Below are 20,729 nucleotides of genomic sequence, written 5' to 3'. Positions count from 1 at the left end.
TCGTCAGGAGACACCCAGGTATTCCATGGCTGTCTTCGGATCCTTCATCTTGCCGGACTGGATGGCCTCGGCCTTCTCCGCGTCGGACTTGCCGTTCCACGCCGCTTCCATCTGCTTGAGCTGGGACGGCGACACGTCCTGCCCCGCGATCCGGGCGCCGACGTTGTTCTTGGCCATCTCCAGCGCCGGGTTGCCCGGCGGCCGGACCTTCGGCTTGCCTTCCCGCTTCTCCGTCTTGCTCTGCTTCTTGTAGTTGAACTGTTCGAAGATCTGAGTCCACTTGTCGGTGCTCTCGATCTCGTAGCGTGCCTGCCGGCCGGGCTCCTTCTTCTGCCATTCGCCGAGCCGCTTGACCTGCTCGGGCAGGGACGGCTGCGTGGTCGCGTTGGCCCTGTTCTTGACCTCGACGACATGAACCTTGCCGTCCTTGCCGCGGTAGGCGACATCGGCGTCCGGGATACCGGAGACGTCGATCGTGCCGCCATTGCCGTCGGGCAGTTCTCCGCTGTGCTTCGGGTTCTTCGCATTGTCGCCGGGGCCCGAGTAGACCGTGGTGCCGTCCGCCGCCTCGTTCTCGGCGATCCTGCGGGTGGCGTTGGCCTCGGCCAGGTTCTCCGCGAGCTTGTCCTTGTTCGGGGAGTTCAGCACCTTGTACGCCAGCTTCTCGCGGCTCAGGCCGTCGATGTTCTTGCGCTGCACCAGCTTGGTGACGTCATCGAGCGCGTCGGCCGCTTCCTTGCTCGTGTATTCCTTCTGGTCCCACATGGAATCGTCCTTGGCCCGGGCCAGGAAGTCGTCCAGCGCCTTGGTCTGGACGTGCACATCGTCCTTCTTGGCCTGCTTCAGCACCTCGCGCAGGACGTCGGCGCGGGCGTTGAGGGCCTCCCTCTGGGCCTTGTTGGCCTCGACGACGTCGTCGTCGTCATCGCCGCAGAGGTTCGTGCCCGTCCGGACGATTCCGTTGGTGGTTCCCCCTCGGTGGACGGCGAACGTCGCCGTCGTCACGCCGCGGGGGCCGCCGGTGTTCGCCGCGGCCGGCTGCGCCGAGGCCAGCGCGAGACCCTTGCACTGCTTCTTCTGATCCCTGTCGGCAATACGGCGGGCATGGTCGGCGTGCCGCTGCGCCTCGTTGGCGTGCTTCAGGGCCTGGTCGAGGTCGCCGCGCTTGGCTTCGTCCCTGGCCTTTTGCGCGGACTCCGCGGCCCGGCCGTTCGGCGTGTCCGGGAAGTCCCTCTTGCCGCCGACGTCGCCCAGCTTCTTGAACTTCTTCAGGGTCTTGGGGCTGAAGATGCCGATGACGCCGAGGATGGTGTTGCCGGCAGAGGCGCCGTAGTTGCCCTTCTTCCAGTTCTCCTTGTCGACGAACATGTCGACGGCGAAGTCCTTGGTGAAGCTCAACCCGCCCGTGAAGGCGTCCCATGAGGCGCCGAGCTTGTCGCCCTTCTTCCACTTCTCGCCGACGCTCGGCCGGTTCTTCTTCCACCAGTCCTGGCTGTAGTTCTCGAGACCTTCCCAGGTGTCCTCGATCGTCTTCTTCGGATTGGCGGCGAACGCGACCGTGTCGTTGAAGAAGCCGACCAAGGGCGCCATGACGAAGCCTCGGGTGTGATCCCAGACGGTCCTGTCGTGGCGCTCCTCCGGGATCAGGCGCTCGGTGCCGTCGTCCTTGAAGTCCTCGGGGTCGACCTCCCGCTCCAGCGGACCGGGCGCGACGGGGATGGTGTCGCCGCTCATGGTCGAGTAGTCGTTCTCACCGGACGCGGCCCCGTCGGTGGCGCCGTCGCCGCCATCGGCACCGCCGGAGCCACCTGTGCCGCCGGTTCCGCCAGCTCCGCCGGTTCCGCCGGTTCCGCCGGTTCCGCCAGCTCCGCCGGTTCCGCCAGCTCCGCCGGTTCCGCCAGCTCCGCCGGTTCCGCCGGTTCCGCCAGCTCCGCCGGTCTGCTCACCCTCGCCATCGGCCGAGCCACCGGCTTCGGTGTTCCCGTCGCCGCCCGTGCCGCCGGCGTCACCGTCACCGCCACACTCTCCGCCGCCGATGCACGAGACCTGCGCGGCGATCTTGCTGGTGAGCTCCGAGCCGATCCCGGTCGCCACCATCCCGCCGATGATCGCGGCGACGACGAGGACCAGGCCGAGGTACTCCATGGCCGTCTGGCCCTGGTCCCGCCGCCAGCGGATCATCCGCTCCATACGGAAGGACCGCGGCCGCTCCCGCTCGTCGACCTCCAGGTCGAACCACGCGCGCACCTCAGGTGTGCGCAGCAGCACGATCACGACGCCCGGAATCGCCGTCTGCGAGATGCCGCGGTAGTCGAAGTGCAGGAGGGAGATGAACGCCAGCCACAGCAGCCAGCACTGGACGATGACCAGCCCTCGGCCGACCCACCGTCCTCCGCGCCATGCGCGATGGGCGAGACAGACCCCGATGATGCTGGGCAGGGAGTCGTAGAGCAGGATGCCGAACAGTTCGCCGTTGTAGTACGACACCATCGACAGCACGGTCAGGACGTACACCAGGGTCAGCGCGACCTGCACCCACTGGAGTCCCTGCACCCGGAGCAGTTGACGAGGCAGCGGTGTGCGACCGCGAACCGGGAAGCCGGGCGGCACGTCGCCCCCTGGACCCCAACTCCCCGTGAATACTCCTGACTTTACATTCGCCGCCTGGGCAACAGACTCTGCCCAGCCCCCAACCGCACCATTCATACTCGCACGCTAATGCGAAACCCAGGTGTGGATCTTGGGCCCTGGGACCCAAAGGCCGTCAATGGGAGGTGAGTTCACTCACTTCGGCCCATCGTCGTCCGGCGGCCCCGGCAGCGGGCCGTCGCCCAGCAGCTCCTGTAGGTAATCGCTCATCCAGGACTGCCGGTACGTGCCGTTGGGGCACGGGACGCCCGTCCGCGTTCGTACCGCCGTCATCCGGTCGGGGTCTGCCCGTAGTAGCGCCTCACGGTCCTGGCCAGCTTCCGCTGGATCGACCGCAGCGTCCTGATGGTCCGTTCGTCGTCGAGCCCCGTGGTCGTTCGCCACTCGAAGCCGGTGCCCGCGAGGTCGCTGACGAAGACGATCTCCGTAGCCAGGAGAGTGCGCGCCCAGTCCACCGGGGCAAGCGCGACATCGTCGGCGAGTGCGGCCCGCAGCCTGCGGCACTGGTCGAGCAGATCCTGCATGGACGCGAATCCCATGCCGACGGCGAGCTGATCGCTGCACCGGGCAGGCCCTCCCCACTCCAGGAGCGCCCGCCGAAGCAGTGCGATCTCGTCCTCGGCGAGGAGTTCACTCGCCGGCACGTCTCGTCCCGCCATCAGTTCAGTCCTTCCCAATACTCTTCGAGCGAGCCCGGGTCCCGCCGGAAGATCGTCCCGCCGTCAGGATGCATGGGGTCGTGGATCACGATGGTCGTGCCGTCCTTGCCGAGGAACGCCTTCCGGCCGCTGCCCAGGTCCTTGGTCCGCGAGGGATTCTGGATCACGTCCTTGGTGAGTTTGCGGAGATCGTCGACCGACATGCCGGGGAAGTCCCCCGCGTGCTTGCTGCCCGCGTGCCCATCGGCGATGTCGTCGGCGTCCTCGAGGCGCATCTCGTCCGTGCACCAGTCGTTGTTGTGCACCAGGACGGGGGCGAGCCCCGCGAGCACATAGTACGAGTGGAGGCCGGCGACGGTCAGGTCGTGCGTGGTCTGCCGCTGGGTGTAGCGGTGAACCGCGGTGACGGCGAGAGTGCCGCCGGCCGGCATGCGCAGCAGATCCCCGGCCTCGACCTCCCCGGCGTCCGCCCAGCGGCGCTCGTCGACGAGCCAGAAGGGGTGCGTGTCCGTGGCGGTGACGGTGCCGGCGGACGTGCCGAGCCGGGTGAAGTCCTTGTCGTCATAGGTGGTGATGACGCGGCTCACCGTGCGCAGAGTTGTGAATCCGGTGGCCGGGTCGGAGGCGGCGACCTGGTCGCCGATGTGCAGCGCCTCGATCGGGACGCTCAGGCCGCCGGCGACGAGTACACGGGTTCCGGGCGGGAAGCTGTGCCTGGTTGCGGGGCAGGTCGGGCTGTCGTCCGGCTTCTTCTCGTCGGGCTTCTTCTCGGTCGGCTTCTTCTGCTTCTCCGGGTCGTATTTCTTCTTCGCTTCCTCGAGGGCCTTCTCCGCGTCCTTGACGCGTTTGCGATTCTTCAGCAGCCCCGTCAGACCGTCGTACAGATCCCCGCCGTGCTTCTTGAGCTTCTTGATGAGCTCGTAGGCCTTCTTCCACTTCCACGGCGCCCCGTACTTCGCCGCGAGTTTGCCCACCGCGCCACCGATCAGGCTCAGCAGCACATTGATCAGGGTCTCGGTACAGGCGCCCATGTCGCCTTCCGTGATGCACTTGAGCGCATCGGTGATACCGAGCTCATCGGCGAGGATCTTCCCGAGCTCCTTGGCCGCTTCCTTCGCCTTGTCGGAGTCCGACTTCTCCGCGGCCTGAGCGTCCTGGAGTTCCTTGAGCGCCTTTTCGTAGTCCAGTTGCTCCTGGGACTTGGGGGTGTCGCCGTTACCACCGCCGGTGTCGGACGCGGGGTTCCCCTGTGTACCACCGGTGCCGTCCGCCTGGGTTTCATCACCCCCGCCACCGCACTCGCCGCCGCCGATGCACGACACCTGCGCCGCGATCTTCTGCGTCAGCTCCGCACCGATCCCCGTCGCCACCAACGCACCGACGATCGCCACCACGACCAGAGCCAGACCCAGGTACTCCAACGCACCCTGACCACGGTCACGATGCCACCGAAGACCCAGCAGCCGAGCCTCCGTCCGAGGCACCATCACACGAACCCGTCGGCGAACACGCCGCACAACCCCCGCTGGTGACATACACACGACGCTAGACCTGGCAACTGCCACACGTCGTGGGCTCCTGGGCCCAAAGCAGGTCTCAAATTCCTTACGGCGAAACCCTTCCGGCGTCCCGCCCGGGGCGAAGGAACCGGCGCGACCGGGGCCGGACGGCCCTGGAGTACGACGGAAGGAAATGCGGGTGACGACCCGGGGCCGCGGGCGCTGCCGGAGCCGACACCATCAGCGGGCACACGCGGGCGCCCCCCCTCAGCCCCGTTCCACAGCCGCCTTGCCGTAGCCGTGCCGGAGCCCCAGCGCCACATCGGACACATTCGCCCGGAAGTACCCGAGTCTCTCCACGCATTCGCGCTCCGACGGGAGCAGGGCCAGCAGCGTGACCAACAGCGCGTGCATGGACCTCAATTGGCCGTCCGTCGCTCGCACGTCCGAGGAGTGGTCGGGATCGTGTTCGATCGCGAACAGCGTCGCAAGCGATGCGCCCTCCGGCCCGAGTACGAAGTCCCGCTGGGCCTCGTCCGGCACCAACTCGGCGAACGCGCCGGCCGACCTCCCCAGCAGATCGAGCTGGGACGGGGTCAGCCGCACCAGCCAGCCCTCGCCCCCTTCCGCACGGCGAACGGGTACGCGCGCCCTCATCCGCCCGCCTCGCCCGTCCGCACCGCGATCCCCCACCTCAGGCCGCTCGCCAGCCGCAGAAGCGTCTCCCTGAAGTCCCCGACCCTCCCGACGAATTCCTCCTCCGTCCAGACGGAGGAGGTGGGCAGCGTGGTGAGGATGGCGTGGAGCGCGTGGAGCTGCGCGAAGGTCAGCGTGACCGGACCGGGAACGACGTCGTCGTAAGGAAGCGCGAGCTGAAGCGGTGCGTCCAGGCTCACGTCCCAGGACCCCAGTACGAGTGCCCTGGCGGCCGGGGACTGCTCCTGAGCGGCGAACACGACGGCCGCCCGGCGGAGCAGATGGAACTGATCGTCCGGGAGCACGAGCACATAGCTCCCGCCGGCACTCCCGTCCCCGGTCCCCTCGGCCCGCCGGATCACTACCTCGGTCTCCATCAGCTGGGCTTCGGTCCCTTCGTATAGATCCGGTCGAATTCTTCCTTGGACAACTTGTACCCGTGGATCATGGTGCCGTTCTTGAGGATCACCACGCCCTTTTCCTCATCGTAGAGCGCCTCCGCCTGGGAGTTCGGCTTCGACGGGTCCGGCGGCCGGGAGTCGTGGTGGCTGAACTTCTTGTCCTTGAACTTGGCGAAGTACTCCGCCATCTTCGTCGGGTCGCCGTTCGTCCCAGGAATGATGTGGTCCTCGGCGTTCTTGATCCGCTTGGCCGCCTCCTCCGGGGTCTCGCCGGGCACCGGCTGGTCCTTGGACTTGATCCGCTTGACGTTGTAGTCCACACCGTCGGCGACCTTCGTACCGTGCGCCTTGTCGATCTTCTCGTGCGCCTCGTCCGTGATGCCGTAGTTCGGATCTTCGTCGTAGTCGGGGTTCTCACAAGGATCGTTGTTGTGGACCAGTGCGTTCTGCCCGCCCACACCGACGTAATAGGTGTGAATTCCCTCAATGGTGAGGTCGAAGGTCGTCTGGCGGAGTGAATAGCGCTCGACGCCCGTGACCTGCAGCGTTCCGCCCGACGGGGTCAGGAAGGCGGCGCCCGTCCTGATCTCCCCCGCCTTTACCCAGCGGCCGCCCTGGCCCGCGACCCAGAAGGGGTGCGTGTCGGTGGCGGTGAGTGCCGCCGGCCCCGTGCCCGTCCGGACGGTCAGGCGGGTGAAGTCCTTGTCGTCATGGGTGGTGATGGTGTCCGTGACCCGGCGTGCCGTGGTCAGCCCACTGTCCGGGTCGGTGACAGTGACCCACTGACCGACGCGTACGGTCTCGATGGGGATGCGGGTCCCGTCGGCCAGCAGTACGGGAGTGCCAGCCAGGAAGCTGTGAGGCGTCGCGCACTTGGTCGGTTTGTCGTCGGGCTTCTTCTCGTCCGGCTTCTTCTGCTTCTCCGGATCCCACTTCTTCTTGGCGTCGTCGAGTTTCTTCTGGGCGTCCGCGACCTTCTTGCGGTTCTTGATCAGGCCCTTGATGCCGTCGTAGAGATCCCCGCCGTGCTTCTTGAGCTTCTGGATCAGCTCGGCGGCCTTCTTCCACTTCCACGGCGCCCCGTACTTCGCCGCCAGCTTCCCCACCGCACCACCGATCAAACTGGTGAGGATGTTGATCAGAGTTTCCGTGCAGGCGCCCATGTCGCCCTTGGTGATGCAGTCGAAGGCATCCTTGATACCGAGCTCCTCGGCCAGGATCTTCGCGAGCTCCTTCGCCGCCTCCTTCGCCTTGTCCGCATCGGACTTCTCGTCCGCCTGCGCGTCCTGGAGCTCCTTCAGCGCCTTCTCATAGTCCAGCTGCTCCTGCGACTTGGGGGCCTCACCGCTGCCACCGCCGGTGTCGGACGCGGGATTCCCCTGCGTGCCACCGGCGCCGTCCGCCTCGGACTCGCCCCCACCACCGCACTCACCACCACCGATGCACGACACCTGCGCCGCGATCTTCTGCGTCAGCTCCGCACCGATCCCCGTCGCCACCAACGCACCGACGATCGCCACCACGACCAGAGCCAGACCCAGGTACTCCAACGCACCCTGACCACGGTCACGATGCCGCCGAAGACCCAGCAGCCGAACCTCCGTGCGCGGCCCCAGCACTCGTACTCGCCGGCGAACGCGCCGTGCAACCCCCGCTAGTGACATACGCACGACGCTAGACCTCGGAGTTGCCACACGTCGTGGGCTCTTGGGCCCAAAACAGGTCTCAAATCGCCGGACCCGCAACGCTCTCCCCTCCATCACGTCCTCGCGAAATGCACGTACACGTAACGATGAGTACCGCTTGGGCCTGAGGTTGGGCCCTGGGGCCCACGACGTCGCAGGGAGTCGGGTCATAGCCTGACTGGTCTTCACTTTGCTCGGCATCAGCACCAGTTGGGGTCACACATGTCTGCGTTCGGCGGCATACCTGCTTACGGAGGCGCCGTTCCGGCGTCCGGCGCGGGGCGGCGGGGACTGCCACGCGAACTCCGGGTCGTGCGTGTACTGCTGCACGTCCTGTTCGGGGCAACGGTGCTGGGCGGCATCGGCCTGTTCGGCTCGGCGCTCGCGTCGGACGCCATGGGCGGTCTGCTCATCGGTCTCGCGTTGTACGGCGCCGCGCCCGGAGTGGTGGGCTGGCTGCTCGGCCGGCGTGTCTGGACGGGCGGCAGGGGCGTGTGGATCGGCCTCGTCGCCGTACAGGGGTGGCTGATCCTCGGCGGCCTGGCCAACATCGGCGACGGGTCGGCACATGGCTTCAGCCAGCTCTTCCTCCCGGCGTTGATCCTGCTGTTCCTCCTGCAGACGGAGAGCCGTCAGTGGTTCGAACTGCCGGAGCGGGAGCGGGAGGACAAGCCCGAGTTCTCGCTCTCCCACATGATCACCTGGCGGCGGGACCGGGGCCAGACGGCCCTGGAGTACCTCGGTCTGGTCCTGGTGGTCGCCGCGATCATCGGTGGGCTGGTGGCGACCGGGATCGGCCAGGAACTGACGTCCAAGATCGGCGCCCAGGTGTGCCGGATCGGCGGGGGCTCGGACTGTGGTGACGACGGCGCCACGACCGTGGAAGCCGGTGACGGCGAAGACTCGGAGGGTGCCGACGGCTCAGGCGATCCAGGCGATTCGAGCGACGCGGACACCGGCGGGTCCACGGGCGGCTCGACCGGGACCGCAGGCACCACCGGGACCGGTGGTACGACCGGGACCGGTGGTACGACCGGCAGCACGGGCGGCTCGACCGCGACCGGAGGCACCACCACGGGTGGCGCGGATGGCGGCTCGACCGGTGGCACGGGCGGCAGCTCGACCGGAACTGGCGGTTCCACAGGCGGGGCAAACGGCGGCACCAGCGGCGGACCCGACGGCGGAACGACCGGCGGCCCCGGCGGTGGTGGGGACACCTACCCCGAGACCCACGAGGAGCCGGAAGCGGCCTATGACATCCCTGCCTCCGACACCGACGACTCCGAGGAGTCGGACGGCGGTGACGCCGGCGAAGAAGAGGACTGCGGCGGCTGGGGCTTCTTCGGCTGTGCCTGGGACCGCGGAACCCAGGTAGTCAAGGGCGTCTTCGTCGACGGCATCGGAGGTGACATCGCCGGCATCGTCGACCTCTTCAAGCCCGAAACCTGGTCCGGCATGGCCGACTACGGCAGCCAGCTCGGCGACCAGTGGACCGAGGACTCGAAGGACGCCGGCGAGAAGTGGGACAACGGCGACTACCTCGGCGCTCTCGGCGACTGGGGCGGCGCCTCGCTCAACACCGTCGTGAAGGTCGGCGACGACATCTTCGTCGGCGACGAGGTGCGCGACCGCTGGAACAACGGCGAGAAGACCCGGGCCGTCACCGACGTCGTCTGGAACGTCGGCTCCATGTTCATCCCGGGCTACGACGTCGCGAAGGTCGTCGGCAAACTCGGCAAACTCGGCAAGCTGGGCAAGGTCGCCGGGGAGGTGGCCGAGGCCGCCGCAGATGCGGGCGACGCGGCGCGCCGTGCCCGTAAGGCCGCCGAGGCCGGCGACGTCGAAGGCGCCCGGAAGGCGGCGAAGGAGGCCGACGAGGCGGCGGACGAGGCCGAGGAGAAGGCCCGTAAGACGGGCTGCACCATCGCCTTCGGGCCCCCGCCGCGCCCCGGATTCACGGGCGTCGGGGGCTCCGGTACCGGCGTACTCGCCGCGGGCCCGCCACCTCGGGTGATCCTGGCCGACGAGGGCTGCGACACGGAGGCCAAGGCCAAGGCGGAGGAGGCGCGCAAGAAGGAGCGGGAGGCATGGACGGCCAAGAAGCGCGCCGAGGAGAAGGACCGCGCGGCCCAGGCCGCGGCGAAGAAGAAGCCGTGGCCCGACGCGAAGAAGAACGACACCTCCGACCCTCGTAACTACAACGACCCCGACTGGGCGGACGACCTGAACGACCCGGAGCTCGGCGCGGCCGACAACGGCGACGGCTACTGGGGCAGCCGGGACCGTAACCCCAAGCCCAACTGGAAGAACGAGTCGTGGCTCCGCTACCAGGAGCAGATCACCGGCACGAAGCGCGGCAAGGAGTACATCGTCGCGCACCCCACGGAGGGCAAACCGCCCGTGGAGTACGACGGCTGGGACTCCGGCAGGCAGACCTTCCTCGAGGCCAAGAACGGCTACAAGAGCTACCTCTCCAAGTCCGACAAGGGCACGCTCACCGAATCGGGCAAGCAGAAGTTCATCAAGGAGGCGCAGGGGCAGCTCGATGCGGCCAATGGCCGTGCCGTCGAATGGCACTTCTCCGACCCGGATGTGGCCAAGGCCGCCCGGAAGGCGTTCCGAGAGGCGGACATGCCGATCAAGGTCATCTACACCAAGCAGAAGCCGACAGCCGGCGAGAAGAAGCCGGAGGCTTTCGACTAGCGTGACGAAGGTGGATGTGGGCGGACCGGAGACCGAGAGGCAACGGAGGCAGGACATGCGACGTGTGGTGCGGGGCGCCTGGGGGCCCCGGGAGGAGTCGACCGAGGCGCTGGCCGCACGGTGGAAGCAGATGCTGGATCAGCTGGCTGTGCTTCTCCCCGCGGCCGGATCCGGATCGAGCGACGTGTGGACCTGGCAGCACATCCATGCGTCCGGCCCCGCCACCGAGCTGCGGTCCGACGAGAAGTCCCTCCTCGCCGCCCTGCGCGCGGAACAGGAGGACGACGCCTGGTCGGACCGTACTGGATACGGGCTGGGTCTCGTCATCACGGGCGAGCCGGGCTGGAAGATCGACATCAGCAGCCGGGCGGGCGGCACGTCGCAGTCCCTGCTCCAAGCAATGATCATCGGTGTCAGCTCGCCGGACGATGCCGAGATCCCCGACGTCGAACTGCTCACCGCTCTCGCCGAGGCATGGCGGCCCGACTTCGGCAGCGTGATCGACGACGACGTGCTCGATGCTCTGGAGGACGACGCCGGCTTCACCGTCGGTGAGCCTTCCGTCGGCTGGATCGGTTACCTGTCCCCCGGCCGCGCAGCCCAGGTGCCGGCCGACCTGACGGCCGCCCGCACGGAGTTGCGCGGCGGAGGTGTCCTCCTCGAGATCGCCGAGCGCGGCGACACCGAGACCGTGGTCCAGGCCTACCTGCGACTGCGGGAGGCCGGCGCACTCCAACCGCTGCCCCACCCGATGGACCGGGCCGCGCTGTGACCGCCCGGGCCGGAGAGACATTCGAAACCGGTCAGGCCGCGGCCGAGATCGAGGCCCTGCTGGCCGAGCCCGTACCCGCGACCGGGCCGACGGTCACCGAGGGGGACCCGGTCTCCGGGGAATGGACGGTGACCAGAGGCGAGGGCTTTGTGAGCGTCCCGCTCTGGGAGGGCGACAGCCTCACGGGGGTGTACGCGCCCGAGTGGAACGACGCGGAGGAGGCGGCCGAAGCTCAACTCGCGGATCTCGTCGAGGAACTGGATCGCCGGTGGGGCTCCCATCGACCGGTGAGCATGCGCGTACCGATCTTCCGGAACATCGAAGACCAACCCATGCCCGCGCTGTTCCAAGCGCTGTGCGACGAGGACCTCCTCGGCGATCTCGCCGTGTGGGGACCTGTACCGGCCGGCTCGGCCACCAACGGTCGGTGGGTTGCGGTCTCGCTGAACCAGTCCGACGGCGATGCCCCGATGATCATTGCAGCGGTCGTCAGCGACCGGCCGATCATCGAGCTGGACGAGTGATCCGTACCGGATCTGCCCCGGCGCCACGTGGGGCTACCAGGCCGGATTCGTAGGCGTGGACCACGAGTTGGGCGCGGTCACGGGCGTGGAGCTTGGCCATGGCCCGGTTGATGTGGGTTTTTGCGGTCATTGGGCTGATCACCATGCGATCGGCGATCTGGTCGTTGGACAGGCCCTGCGCGACCAGGACGACGGCCTCGCGTTCCCGGTTGGTCAACTCTTTCAGCCCCGTTTCGGCGCCTGTGCGGAGCGGCTGGGTGACGTACCGGTTGATCAGCTTGCGGGTGATCGACGGTGCGAGCAGGGCGTCGCCGCGCGCGGCGACGCGTACGGCGTGGAGGAAGTCTTCCGGCACGATGTCTTTGACGAGGAATCCGGCTGCGCCGGCGCGCAGTGCGTTGAAGACGTATTCGTCAAAGCCGTAGTTGGTCAGGATGACCACGTGTACCCCGGCCAGGGCCGGGTCCGCGGCGATGCGCCGGGTCGCCTCGATGCCGTCGATGACCGGCATCTGGATGTCGATGAGCGCAACGTCGGGCAGGTGTTCCCTGACGAGAGCCAGGCCCTCCTTCCCGTCGCCGGCCTCGGCCACCACCTCGATGTCGTCTTCGAGGTCGAGGAGCGCGCGGAATCCGCTGCGAAGGAGCGGCTGGTCGTCGACCAGCAGGACACGGATCATGACGTCTGGTCCACGGGGAGTTCGGCTTGGACGGTGAAGCCGCCCTCGCCGCGCGGTTCCGCGCGCAGGCGACCGCCGAGGGCGGTGACTCGTTCGCGCATCCCGAGCAGCCCGACGCCGGGTACCGGGGCGATGTCCGGTGTGGCCTTGCCGTCGTCATCGATGCGTATCGCGAGGGCGTCCGGACGGCAGTCGATCCGGACCGACGCCGTGCCGGCGGCGGCATGCCGGGCGATGTTGGTGAGCGACTCCTGAACGATCCGGTAGACGGTCCGGTCCACCGCGGCCGGCACGTCGTGTCGTTGTCCCTCGATCGTCAGCGTCACGTCCAGGCCGGCCGTACTGGCCCGTTCCACCAGTTCCGGGACGTGGTCGAGCCCACGCGGCGGGGTCGTGTCGTCGTCGCGCAGCGCCTCCAGGGTCGCTCGTAGCTCCCGGGACGCCTCACGTCCGGCCTCCTGGATCGCCAACAGGGCCTCCGGCACCTGTTCGCCACGCCTGCGGGCCACGTGGACGGCGACTTCGGCCTGCACCTTGATGATCGAGATCTGGTGGGTGAGCGAATCGTGCAGCTCCCGCGCGATGTGCAGCCGCTCCTCGTCGGCGCGGCGCCGCGCCGTCTCCTCCCGGGTGCGCTCGGCTTCGTCCGCCCGCCGCTCGGCCTGCCGCAGCGCTTCACCCGCGGCGCCGGCCGCGATCAGCCAGGCCAGCTCGAGAGCGCCTCGGGCGCGCGCGAACGCCTCGCCCGTGTCGTGCAGGCCCGAGGCCAGGGCCGCGAGGGGGAGAGCGGCCAGCATGGTCACGCTCGCCGCCACCGTGATGGTGCGGTGTCCCGCCCGTACGGCTGCGTACACCGCGAACAGGTACGCGACGGCAGGCACGTCGAGACCGGCCGCCTGGTAACCCACCGCGGACAGTCCGGTGACGGCCAGGACGGGAACCGGAGCCCGGCGGCGCGCGGCCAGCGCCAGGCCGCCGGCCGTCAGCAGCGCGTAGCCGAGCAGGTCGAGGTTCGTGGCGGAGTGCTGCCCGGACAGCCCGGTGACCAGCAGCGTCGCCGCCACTCCGACGGCGATCGCCCAGTCTCCGACAACCGCCCGGACATCGGACCGTCCTGTGCTCATGCGCGCACCATAGCCGGATGCTGCCGCGGGTGAATCCGGCTCGGGGACGAGCGGCCGCCTACCGCGCACGCAGTACCTCCGCGGCGCCTGCGGCATCCGCGGCAACCGGGTACGCCATGGGCGGCAGCGCCAAGTGCATCCGTCTGCAGGACGACCGCCGGTGCGCCCGGCGACATGATCAGGAGACATCCGAAGCTCGGAAACGAGACGCACGAATGAGGAGAGGGACATGAGCTCATCAGGAGCCTTGACGTCAGTGCGACGTGTGCTCGCCGCGGCCGGAACTGCCCTGCTCGGGGTGTTCCTGCTTGCCGCACCGGCGACCGCGCACGTCTCGGTCCAGCCGGCCGCCGCCAGTGTGTACACCATGACCGCCGGGCGACTCGGCGCCTCCGTGGCCGCCGTGCTGGGGCTGATCGGCATGGTCATCGGTGGGCTGGCCCTGGCCCGCCCCGCCGGTCGTTTCGGCACCGGCTCCGGGCGGCTCGGAGCCATCGTGGCCCTGGCGGCGGGGCTGATCGGCATGGCCCTCGGTGGGCTGGTTGTGACCACCTCCGACGGTGGTATCGGCACCGGCAACGGGCGGGGCGGGGCCATCGTGGCCCTGGTGGTGGGGCTGATCGCCATGGTCATCGGTGGGCTGGCCCTGGCCCGCTCCCGCCGCACCGTGCTGACCGGCTGACCGGCTGACCCGGCCGTGGTGCCGGGTAGTGCCCGTGCTGTGGTTCCTGCCCCTCCTGGGTGTTCCGGCGGGCAGGGGCCGCGAGTTGTGACTTGCGCGAGGGCCCTTCTTGGGCGCCAGGCCGGCTTCACCCTGCTCACGGAACTCGACGAACCATCAGTTGGTCGTCGACGCCGACACCCGGCTGGTGGTCGTGGTCGGCCGGCCACTGCCGGGCAACCGCAACGACTGCCGGGCCTGGGCCCGGTCCGGAGCGAAGGACGCCGCCGGGAAGACCGCGGAACGGGACTGGTCCTCCCTCGCCGCCGCAGCAGCAGCAAGGACGAAGAACTCCCCGACCGGAAGCAGGCGCACAACAAGAGCCACAGCAGGTCCGGGCCCGCGTCGAGCACGTCTTCGCCCGCATGAAGACCTGGAAGATCTTCCGCCTTCGCGGCGACGGCGTGCACCACGTGATGCGCGGCATCGCCCGCCTGCACAACCTCGACCTCGCCGGGCAGGCGAACCGGCCACCCTGCGGCCGCTGACATGAGCTGCAGGTGAACGAGTCGGCCTTGACCACTTCTCGAGGTCAGTTCGGCTGCCGACGGGCCTGCTTCACCTCGCGGTCGATTGCCCAGGCATCCGCTACTGGGCCCACGTGCCCGAGCTTGTCGGGGTTGATCACCGAGCGGATCGTCTGGATGTGCCCGTCGAGTACATCGAGCGCCAGGGTGTGGAGCACCTTGCCGTCCCTGTCGCGGAAGATCGCGCCCGGCTGGCCGTTGACCTCGTGCGGCTCGAACGTCACGCCGATCCGGGCCATCCGGGGGAAGACGGAGGCAAGCAGCCGGGCCACGTTCTCGACGCCCATGACGGCCCTGGCCAGCTGCGGGGCCTTGCCGCCGCCGTCGCCGACCAGCTGCACATCGGCGGCCAGCAGATCCTGCAGCCCGCCCACATCGCCGTCCTTCAGCGCGTCGAAGAACCGCGTCGCCAGTTCCTGCCGCTCCCGCCGGTCCGCTTCGAAGCGCGGCCGCCCGGCCTCCATATGCCGCCGCGCCCGCACCAGCAGCTGCCGGCACGCCGCCTCCGACCGTCCCACCGCCGCGGCGACCTCGTCGAACCCGAAGGCGAAGACCTCCCGCAGCACAAACACCGCCCGCTCCAGCGGGCTGAGCCGCTCCAGCAGCAGCAGCGCCGCCATCGACACCGAGTCGGCCAGCTCCACCGACCGCGCCGGATCCTGATACGGATCGCTCAGCAGCGGCTCGGGAAACCACGGGCCCACGTACTCCTCCCGCCGCACCCGCGCGGAGCGCAGCACATCGATCGAGATCCGCGTCACCGCGGCCGACAGAAGAGCCTTGGTCGACGTGGGCCGGGTCGACGAGCCGTCAAAGCGCAGCCATGTCTCCTGCACCGCGTCCTCGGCCTCACCCACACTGCCCAGAATCCGATAGGCGATCGAAAACAGCAGCGGCCGGAGCTCCTCGAACTCCTCGACCTTGCTCACGCCGGATCCCCTCCCCTTGAAGCCCTCCCAGTCGGCCGTACTCGCCGACGCGGGCATCTTCTGGTGATCATCCGGACCACCGGCAGGGCTGGGTAACGCCCCCGAGCCCGGGGGCCCGGAGCCCGCAGCCGGACCCCGAGCCAGTTGCTGATGCCGTTCAGTGGAACTGCCCGGGCTCGTAGTTGCCGGCCGGCTGCTGGGTGATGATGTTCAGCCGGTTCGCCATGTTCATGAAGGAGACCAGCATCACCAGGGCGGTGAGCTGCTCCTCGTCGTAGTGCTCGGCGGCGTACGCCCACACCTCGTCGCTGACCCCACCGGCCCCGTCCGCGACCCGGGTCCCCTCCTCCGCCAGCTCCAGCGCGGCACGCTCGGCCTCGGTGAAGACCGCGGCCTCCCGCCACGCCGCGACCAGGTTCAGCCGCACCGAGGTCTCGCCGGCTGCGGCGGCCTCCTTGGTGTGCATGTCGATGCAGACGGCGCAGCCGTTGATCTGACTCACGCGCAGCGACACCAGCTCCTGCGTCGCGGTCGGCAGCGGCGAGTCCTTGAGCGCCTTGCCCGCCGACATGACGTACTTGAGGGCCTTGCCGGCGGTCGGGTCGGCGAAGAAGTTCAGTCGCGCGTCCATGGTGTGCTCCTCTGCGGTCGTCAGTGGCTACACCCCCTGAGACGGGGTAGCCCGACCCCCTGTGACATGGACGAATGTGACCTGTGTCTCCCCGCCGCCGGCGCACGTCAGCCGACGAAGTACTCGCCGTCCGCGATCAGCACGGCGTCCTTGAGGAAGCGGCGCCGCGGCTGGAGCGCGAGCTCCGGTCCGAGGTGGTCGAGGGCCCGGTCCGCCGCCGCGACGTCGACACCCCGAACAACGTGGCCGGTTGTCGCCGCGTCAGGTAGTTCCGCCAGTACGCGTCCACCAGCAGCACCCGGTCCTCCAGCGGCAGCTGCGGTGGCGCTGATGTGCTCCGGTGTCTTCGTTCGCGCGTCCGCCGTTCCGGCCGCCGGCACCGAGGCGTCCCTCTCCAACGTCGCCGCCGTCGACGTCCGGCACCGACGCCTGACACTTGGGCGCCCGCGATTCGAGCTGCGGCGCGGCCAGGGCGACGCGGGCGCGATCATCGCAGGCGAGCAACCGCAGCGGTGACGGGCGACCGTACGCGAACTCACCCGTCACCGGTTCGCGGTCACACGTCCCAGGTGACCGGGAGGCTCTTCACTCCATAGATGTCCGCGGTCTCCGGGCGCAGGCCGACTTCTTCGGCCGGTACGGCCAGGCGCAGCGTGGGGAAGCGGTTGATCAGCGCGGAGAGGGCGATCCGCATTTCGATGCGGGCCAGCTGTTGACCCAGGCACAGGTGGATGCCGTGGCCGAAGGCCAGGTGCCCGCCGTCCTGCCGGTGGAGGTCGAGCACGTGGGGATCGGTGAAGCGCTCGGTGTCGCGGTTGGCGGTGTTGTACGACAGGACGACCGTCGTGCCGGCGTCGATGGTCTGGCCGCAGAGGCTCGAGTCGGCGCAGGCCGCGATGGCGGCGGCCGAGACGCTCGGGCTGGACACGCCCATGGGGCAGCGGCTGGCCAGGGTGGGGACGTTCCTGGAGCGAGTCATCGAGGACATGATGGAGTCGGCCGATCGCTGGCGCACCCTCCTGGCGTGATGGGTCTCGTGTCCCTCCTGAAGTCGGCGCACGATCTCCGCGATGTCCAGAGCGTATGGAAGATCACCGCATGACGACGCCGCACCAGGCCGGCGCACAGCCCAACAGCGACGTCCTGGCGTGGGGTGCCGGTCGGGTGCGGCTCGCGGTGACGCTCGTCGATGCGAAACCGGTACGCGACCTGGCCCACCAGCTCCTGGCCCTGGACGAGCGGATCAAGGACAACGACCGGGAGATCCGCGGGACTTTCCGGCCGACGACCGCGCCGAGAGCACAAGCCCGTTCCAGGGCGCGATCGACGACCACAGCACGGTCTACGGGGCTTGCACCGGGCCGGACGGGTCCCAGCCGGGGCTCAGCTCCTCCCGGTGGACGTCCTCGCCGTGGACCTGCTCGCCGCAGGTCTCGCAGACCGTGTGGGTGACGAGTTCGTGGTCCCGGTGACGGATCCGGCTGGGCGGCGCGGTGACGACCCAGCGGTCGCCCCAGCCGATGAGCTCGCGGGTGATGGCCCCCAGATCGCGCCCCGCCTCCGTCAGGTAGTAGCCGCTGTAGCGTGCGTCGTCCGGCAGCGGGCGCCGTTCGAGGACACCGCTCTCCACCAGCGCCTTCAGGCGCGCCGCCAGGCGGTCCGTGGGGGCGCCGGTGTTCCTGGCGATCTGCCGGAACCGGTGATTGCCGAGCATGACCTCGCGGATCGCCGGCAGGGCCCATCGGTCGCCGATGATCTGCAGGGCGGCAGCGAGCGAGCAGGGGCGTCCGACCATGTCCTGGGGATCGATGCGCGCGGTCATGGCCCCAGTATCACCCCGGCAGGGTTTGATTTCCAAATCACTCCGTGCTTGGCTTGCGCCATGGCTATGTTGCTTCAATTTTCAAAGCACCCTCGAACGGCCGCCGCAGTCGTCCTGGTGGCCGTCTTCATGACCAACCTGGATCTGTTGATCGTCAACGTCGCGCTTCCGGCCATGGGAGAGACCTTCTCCGGGGGCGGCAGGGTCGCGACTCTCGGTTCGCTGTCCTGGGTCCTCAACGCCTACGCGATCACCTTCGCCGCGCTGCTGGTGGTGGCCGGGCGTGCCGGTGACCGCATAGGCCAGCGGCTGGTCTTCCTCACCGGGATCGCCGTCTTCACCCTCGCGTCGCTGGGCTGTGCCCTGGCCCCGAACCTGGGGACCCTCGTTGTGGCCCGGGTGGTGCAGGCCGTCGGGGCGTCCGCCCAGATTCCGACGTCCCTGGCCCTGCTGCTGGCGACGGTGCCGGCCGAGCGCCGTATCCAGGCCACCCGGAGCTGGGCTGCGGTCGGCGGACTCGCCGCGGCCGCCGGGCCCGTCGCCGGCGGCCTCCTGACCGAGGTGGACTGGAGGTGGATCTTCGCCGTCAACGTGCCCATCGGCATCGCGGCGCTCGTCGCCGGCCGATCGGTCCTGCCGAAGCCGACCGCCCGGGAGGCCGGCCCGCTGCCCGACCTCCTCGGCGCCCTGCTGGTCATCTTTTCGGTCGCGGCGCTGTCCGGGGTGCTGGTTCAGGCTCCCGACTGGGGCTGGACGAGCGGCAGGACCGTACTGCTCCTGGCCGTTGCCGTGATCAGCGGCGCCGCGTTCGTCCTCAGGTCCCTGCGGCACCCCCGCCCGCTGTTCGAGCTGGACCTGCTGCGGCTGCCGCGCTTCGGAGCGGCGAACGCGGGCAGCCTCGTGTTCGGCGTCGCCTTCGCGATCATGCTGCTGTCGAACGTGCTGTGGTGCCAGGAGGTCTGGCACTGGAGCGCGCTGCGCACCGGTCTCGCCCTGGCCCCCGGTCCCGCCCTCGTGCCGGTCGTCACCCTTCTGACCGCCCGCGCCGCGCAGCGCTTCGGGCACGGACCGCTGGTCGCCGCGGGCGGGTTGCTGTTCACCGGCGGTATGGTCTGGCTCGCGTGCTTCGCGTCCGTCACGCCGGACTATCTGCGTGACATGCTGCCCAGCCAGCTGCTGACCGGTGCGGGTGTCGGTCTGGCCCTGGGCACTCTGGTCGCTGCCGGTGTGCACGCCGTGCCGGGGCACCGTGCGGCGACCGGGTCGGCGCTGGTCAACTCCGTCCGCCAGATCTCGGCCACGGTCGGCGTCGCTGTCCTGGTCGCGGTCATCGGCTCCCACGTCGGTGCCGCCTCACTTCACGACTTCCGGATCGTCTGGTGCGTAGCCGCCGTACTGGGCCTGGCGACGTCGGCGTTCGGTGTGCACCTCAGCCGTGGCGGCGGCCCGGGCCGGACGGCGTCCGCCGCGTCGAAGGAGCCCGAGGCGGATGCGCAGGCTCTGACGGACGCGTCCTGACCGACCACTTTCCCTTCGTTCGGCGGCAGTTGGGGCCGTGCCGATGTTCGGACACGACGGGCGTCGGGGCGGGCGGTCAGCAGGGCGGCATGCCTGCTGGGTGGGCCGGCCCCACAGGTAGAACACCATCAAGACCACCACCATCAGCGACCAAGGGCCGCACCCTGTGGAACGGCGCTGACCGGCCGGTGCGCATGCACGACCAGACCGCCGTGGGCACCGAGGGCATCGCCGAGCAACTGCGCCTCCACCTGAAGGTGAAAGCCGAGGTCGACGAGGGTTACCGAGGCCTGGCCAACGAGTTCCCCGGCCAGGTCACCGCCCCGCCGAAGAAGCCCAAGGACGACGCGCCGGAAGGCGACAAGCGGGCCTGGCGCGAGATGCGCCGCCGTCAGTCCTCCCGCCGTATCGTCGTCGAGCACGCCAACGCCGAAATGCGACAGTGGCGGCAGCACTACACCGGGCGCCGCGAAGATTACGCCGAGACACACAGCGCCATCGCGGGACTGGTCTCCGACCGCGCCGCCCAGCGGGCCACCCAGCCCTCCCACAGCACCGAACTGGTGCTCGCCCGACAGAGCACCTGCTGATCAACCACCAGCCGAACCGCCAGGAGAGTACGTCCCGGCCTCAATCGCCGACCCAGTCGTTACTGGTAGCGGCCGTCGAAGCGGGCTCCGCTGTTGAGGTCCGTGAACCGGAGGCCGACGATCTGCCCCTGCTCCACTACCCATCGGAGATCGTAGGAGGCCCGGTAGGAGGGCGGCCAGAAGGAGCTGAAGTGGCCGCTCTCGTCTACGGTCCACGTCCCCTCCGTCTGGCGCCCGGCCTCGAGGTAGCGGGTGGCTCCGTCGGGGTCGAAGGTCTGCGTCGCGCCGTCGCTGTAGAGGAGGGTTCCTGCGGTGACGGCGGTTGGGATGTGCTCAGGCGGCACACGTGCGCCGTCCTGGGCGGCCATGCCGTCGAGGTTCCTGGTCACTGTGTGATCCTCCTGTCGGGCCCAGCGGGCCTCCGTGGGCGAGGCTTGCTGGGAACGCGCGGCCTCACATGGGCAGGATGCCCTGGCCCGGGGTTCCGTTTCGCCCCGGCCAAAGGGGCCCCCCGGCCTCCGAGCCACCGACCCTAACAACAAAACTAGCAAAGCCCTCTCCCCCATCTGACACCCTTTGTACCACGACGCGCCCCCCCAA

18 protein-coding genes and 4 pseudogenes are annotated in these 20,729 nt (G+C 69.2%); 8 read left to right on the top strand and 14 right to left on the bottom strand.

Annotation, left to right across the window (positions count from 1 at the left end; genetic code table 11):
- Positions 1-3: 3 nt before the first annotated feature.
- From ACFV9O_RS16600 to ACFV9O_RS16575, 6 genes are all read right to left on the bottom strand, one after another.
- A complete protein-coding gene (locus ACFV9O_RS16600; protein WP_385417995.1) occupies positions 4-2,553 on the bottom strand; it encodes a Flp family type IVb pilin in 2,550 nt (849 codons plus the stop codon).
- A gap of 365 nt (positions 2,554-2,918) precedes the next feature.
- On the bottom strand, positions 2,919-3,308 hold the full coding sequence (locus tag ACFV9O_RS16595; RefSeq protein ID WP_385417993.1) for a hypothetical protein: 390 nt from the start codon (positions 3,306-3,308) through the stop codon (positions 2,919-2,921).
- The gene (locus ACFV9O_RS16590) at positions 3,308-4,729 is read right to left on the bottom strand and encodes a Hint domain-containing protein (protein ID WP_385417991.1); all 1,422 of its coding nucleotides are present in this window, start codon (positions 4,727-4,729) and stop codon (positions 3,308-3,310) included. Before ACFV9O_RS16590 ends, ACFV9O_RS16595 begins: the two co-directional genes overlap by 1 nt.
- Positions 4,730-5,074: 345 nt before the next feature.
- Positions 5,075-5,464: a hypothetical protein gene (locus ACFV9O_RS16585; RefSeq protein WP_385417988.1), complete on the bottom strand. Its 390-nt coding sequence runs from the start codon at positions 5,462-5,464 to the stop codon at positions 5,075-5,077.
- Complete coding sequence (locus ACFV9O_RS16580; RefSeq protein ID WP_385417985.1) at positions 5,461-5,880, bottom strand: hypothetical protein; 420 nt, start codon at positions 5,878-5,880, stop codon at positions 5,461-5,463. Before ACFV9O_RS16580 ends, ACFV9O_RS16585 begins: the two co-directional genes overlap by 4 nt.
- Positions 5,880-7,454, bottom strand: a complete 1,575-nt coding sequence (locus ACFV9O_RS16575) for a polymorphic toxin-type HINT domain-containing protein (RefSeq protein ID WP_385417983.1) — start codon at positions 7,452-7,454, stop codon at positions 5,880-5,882. The genes ACFV9O_RS16580 and ACFV9O_RS16575 overlap by 1 nt, the downstream gene beginning before the upstream one ends.
- 357 nt (positions 7,455-7,811) lie before the next feature.
- Here ACFV9O_RS16575 and ACFV9O_RS16570 point away from each other — a divergent pair, with 357 nt between their 5' ends.
- From ACFV9O_RS16570 to ACFV9O_RS16560, 3 genes are read left to right on the top strand one after another with little or no spacing between them, the layout of a single operon-like run.
- A complete protein-coding gene (locus ACFV9O_RS16570; RefSeq protein WP_385417980.1) occupies positions 7,812-10,292 on the top strand; it encodes a Tox-REase-5 domain-containing protein in 2,481 nt (826 codons plus the stop codon).
- Between the two features lie 55 nt (positions 10,293-10,347).
- Entirely contained in the window at positions 10,348-11,064 is a 717-nt protein-coding gene (locus ACFV9O_RS16565) for a hypothetical protein (RefSeq protein WP_385417978.1), read from the top strand.
- Positions 11,061-11,588: a hypothetical protein gene (locus ACFV9O_RS16560; RefSeq protein ID WP_385417975.1), complete on the top strand. Its 528-nt coding sequence runs from the start codon at positions 11,061-11,063 to the stop codon at positions 11,586-11,588. Before ACFV9O_RS16565 ends, ACFV9O_RS16560 begins: the two co-directional genes overlap by 4 nt.
- Here ACFV9O_RS16560 and ACFV9O_RS16555 read toward each other — a convergent pair.
- The gene (locus tag ACFV9O_RS16555; RefSeq protein WP_385417972.1) at positions 11,569-12,267 is read right to left on the bottom strand and encodes a response regulator; all 699 of its coding nucleotides are present in this window, start codon (positions 12,265-12,267) and stop codon (positions 11,569-11,571) included. The genes ACFV9O_RS16560 and ACFV9O_RS16555 overlap by 20 nt on opposite strands.
- The gene (locus ACFV9O_RS16550; RefSeq protein WP_385417969.1) at positions 12,264-13,391 is read right to left on the bottom strand and encodes a sensor histidine kinase; all 1,128 of its coding nucleotides are present in this window, start codon (positions 13,389-13,391) and stop codon (positions 12,264-12,266) included. Before ACFV9O_RS16550 ends, ACFV9O_RS16555 begins: the two co-directional genes overlap by 4 nt.
- A 256-nt stretch (positions 13,392-13,647) precedes the next feature.
- Here ACFV9O_RS16550 and ACFV9O_RS16545 point away from each other — a divergent pair, with 256 nt between their 5' ends.
- Positions 13,648-14,073 (top strand): DUF6223 family protein, encoded by a 426-nt coding sequence (locus ACFV9O_RS16545; RefSeq protein ID WP_385417967.1) that lies wholly within the window; start codon positions 13,648-13,650, stop codon positions 14,071-14,073.
- Positions 14,074-14,212: 139 nt separating this feature from the next.
- Positions 14,213-14,600 (top strand): annotated as a pseudogene (locus ACFV9O_RS16540) (transposase family protein); the annotation flags it as partial.
- 44 nt (positions 14,601-14,644) lie between these two features.
- Here the strand turns inward: ACFV9O_RS16540 and ACFV9O_RS16535 are convergent.
- The 4 genes and pseudogenes from ACFV9O_RS16535 to ACFV9O_RS16520 form a co-directional block, all read right to left on the bottom strand.
- The gene (locus tag ACFV9O_RS16535) at positions 14,645-15,568 is read right to left on the bottom strand and encodes an RNA polymerase sigma-70 factor (protein ID WP_385417965.1); all 924 of its coding nucleotides are present in this window, start codon (positions 15,566-15,568) and stop codon (positions 14,645-14,647) included.
- Between the two features lie 157 nt (positions 15,569-15,725).
- Positions 15,726-16,199 carry a carboxymuconolactone decarboxylase family protein gene (locus ACFV9O_RS16530; protein WP_385417962.1) on the bottom strand — a complete coding sequence of 158 codons (474 nt, stop codon included), beginning with the start codon at positions 16,197-16,199 and terminating at the stop codon, positions 15,726-15,728.
- 125 nt (positions 16,200-16,324) lie between these two features.
- Positions 16,325-16,524 (bottom strand): annotated as a pseudogene (locus ACFV9O_RS16525) (transposase family protein); the annotation flags it as partial.
- A gap of 231 nt (positions 16,525-16,755) precedes the next feature.
- A pseudogene (locus tag ACFV9O_RS16520) lies at positions 16,756-17,067 on the bottom strand (cytochrome P450); the annotation flags it as partial.
- A 326-nt stretch (positions 17,068-17,393) separates the two neighbouring features.
- Between ACFV9O_RS16520 and ACFV9O_RS16515 the strand changes: the two are divergent.
- Positions 17,394-17,518, top strand: a pseudogene (locus ACFV9O_RS16515) (IS110 family transposase); the annotation flags it as partial.
- 23 nt (positions 17,519-17,541) lie between these two features.
- Here ACFV9O_RS16515 and ACFV9O_RS16510 read toward each other — a convergent pair.
- Positions 17,542-18,021 carry a winged helix-turn-helix transcriptional regulator gene (locus tag ACFV9O_RS16510; RefSeq protein ID WP_385417959.1) on the bottom strand — a complete coding sequence of 160 codons (480 nt, stop codon included), beginning with the start codon at positions 18,019-18,021 and terminating at the stop codon, positions 17,542-17,544.
- Between the two features lie 60 nt (positions 18,022-18,081).
- Between ACFV9O_RS16510 and ACFV9O_RS16505 the strand changes: the two genes are divergently transcribed.
- Both ACFV9O_RS16505 and ACFV9O_RS16500 read left to right on the top strand, forming a co-directional pair.
- Positions 18,082-19,539 carry an MFS transporter gene (locus ACFV9O_RS16505; RefSeq protein ID WP_385417956.1) on the top strand — a complete coding sequence of 486 codons (1,458 nt, stop codon included), beginning with the start codon at positions 18,082-18,084 and terminating at the stop codon, positions 19,537-19,539.
- A 194-nt stretch (positions 19,540-19,733) separates the two neighbouring features.
- Entirely contained in the window at positions 19,734-20,129 is a 396-nt protein-coding gene (locus ACFV9O_RS16500) for a transposase (protein WP_385417953.1), read from the top strand.
- A gap of 59 nt (positions 20,130-20,188) precedes the next feature.
- On the opposite strand, the gene ACFV9O_RS16495 is transcribed toward ACFV9O_RS16500, so the two are convergent.
- A complete protein-coding gene (locus ACFV9O_RS16495; protein WP_385417951.1) occupies positions 20,189-20,518 on the bottom strand; it encodes a hypothetical protein in 330 nt (109 codons plus the stop codon).
- Between the last annotated feature and the right edge of the window lie 211 nt (positions 20,519-20,729).

It is taken from the genome of Streptomyces sp. NPDC059909 (assembly GCF_042730885.1).
Classification (GTDB): Bacteria; Actinomycetota; Actinomycetes; order Streptomycetales; family Streptomycetaceae; genus Streptomyces.
This window is presented reverse-complemented; position numbering and strand designations above follow the sequence as displayed.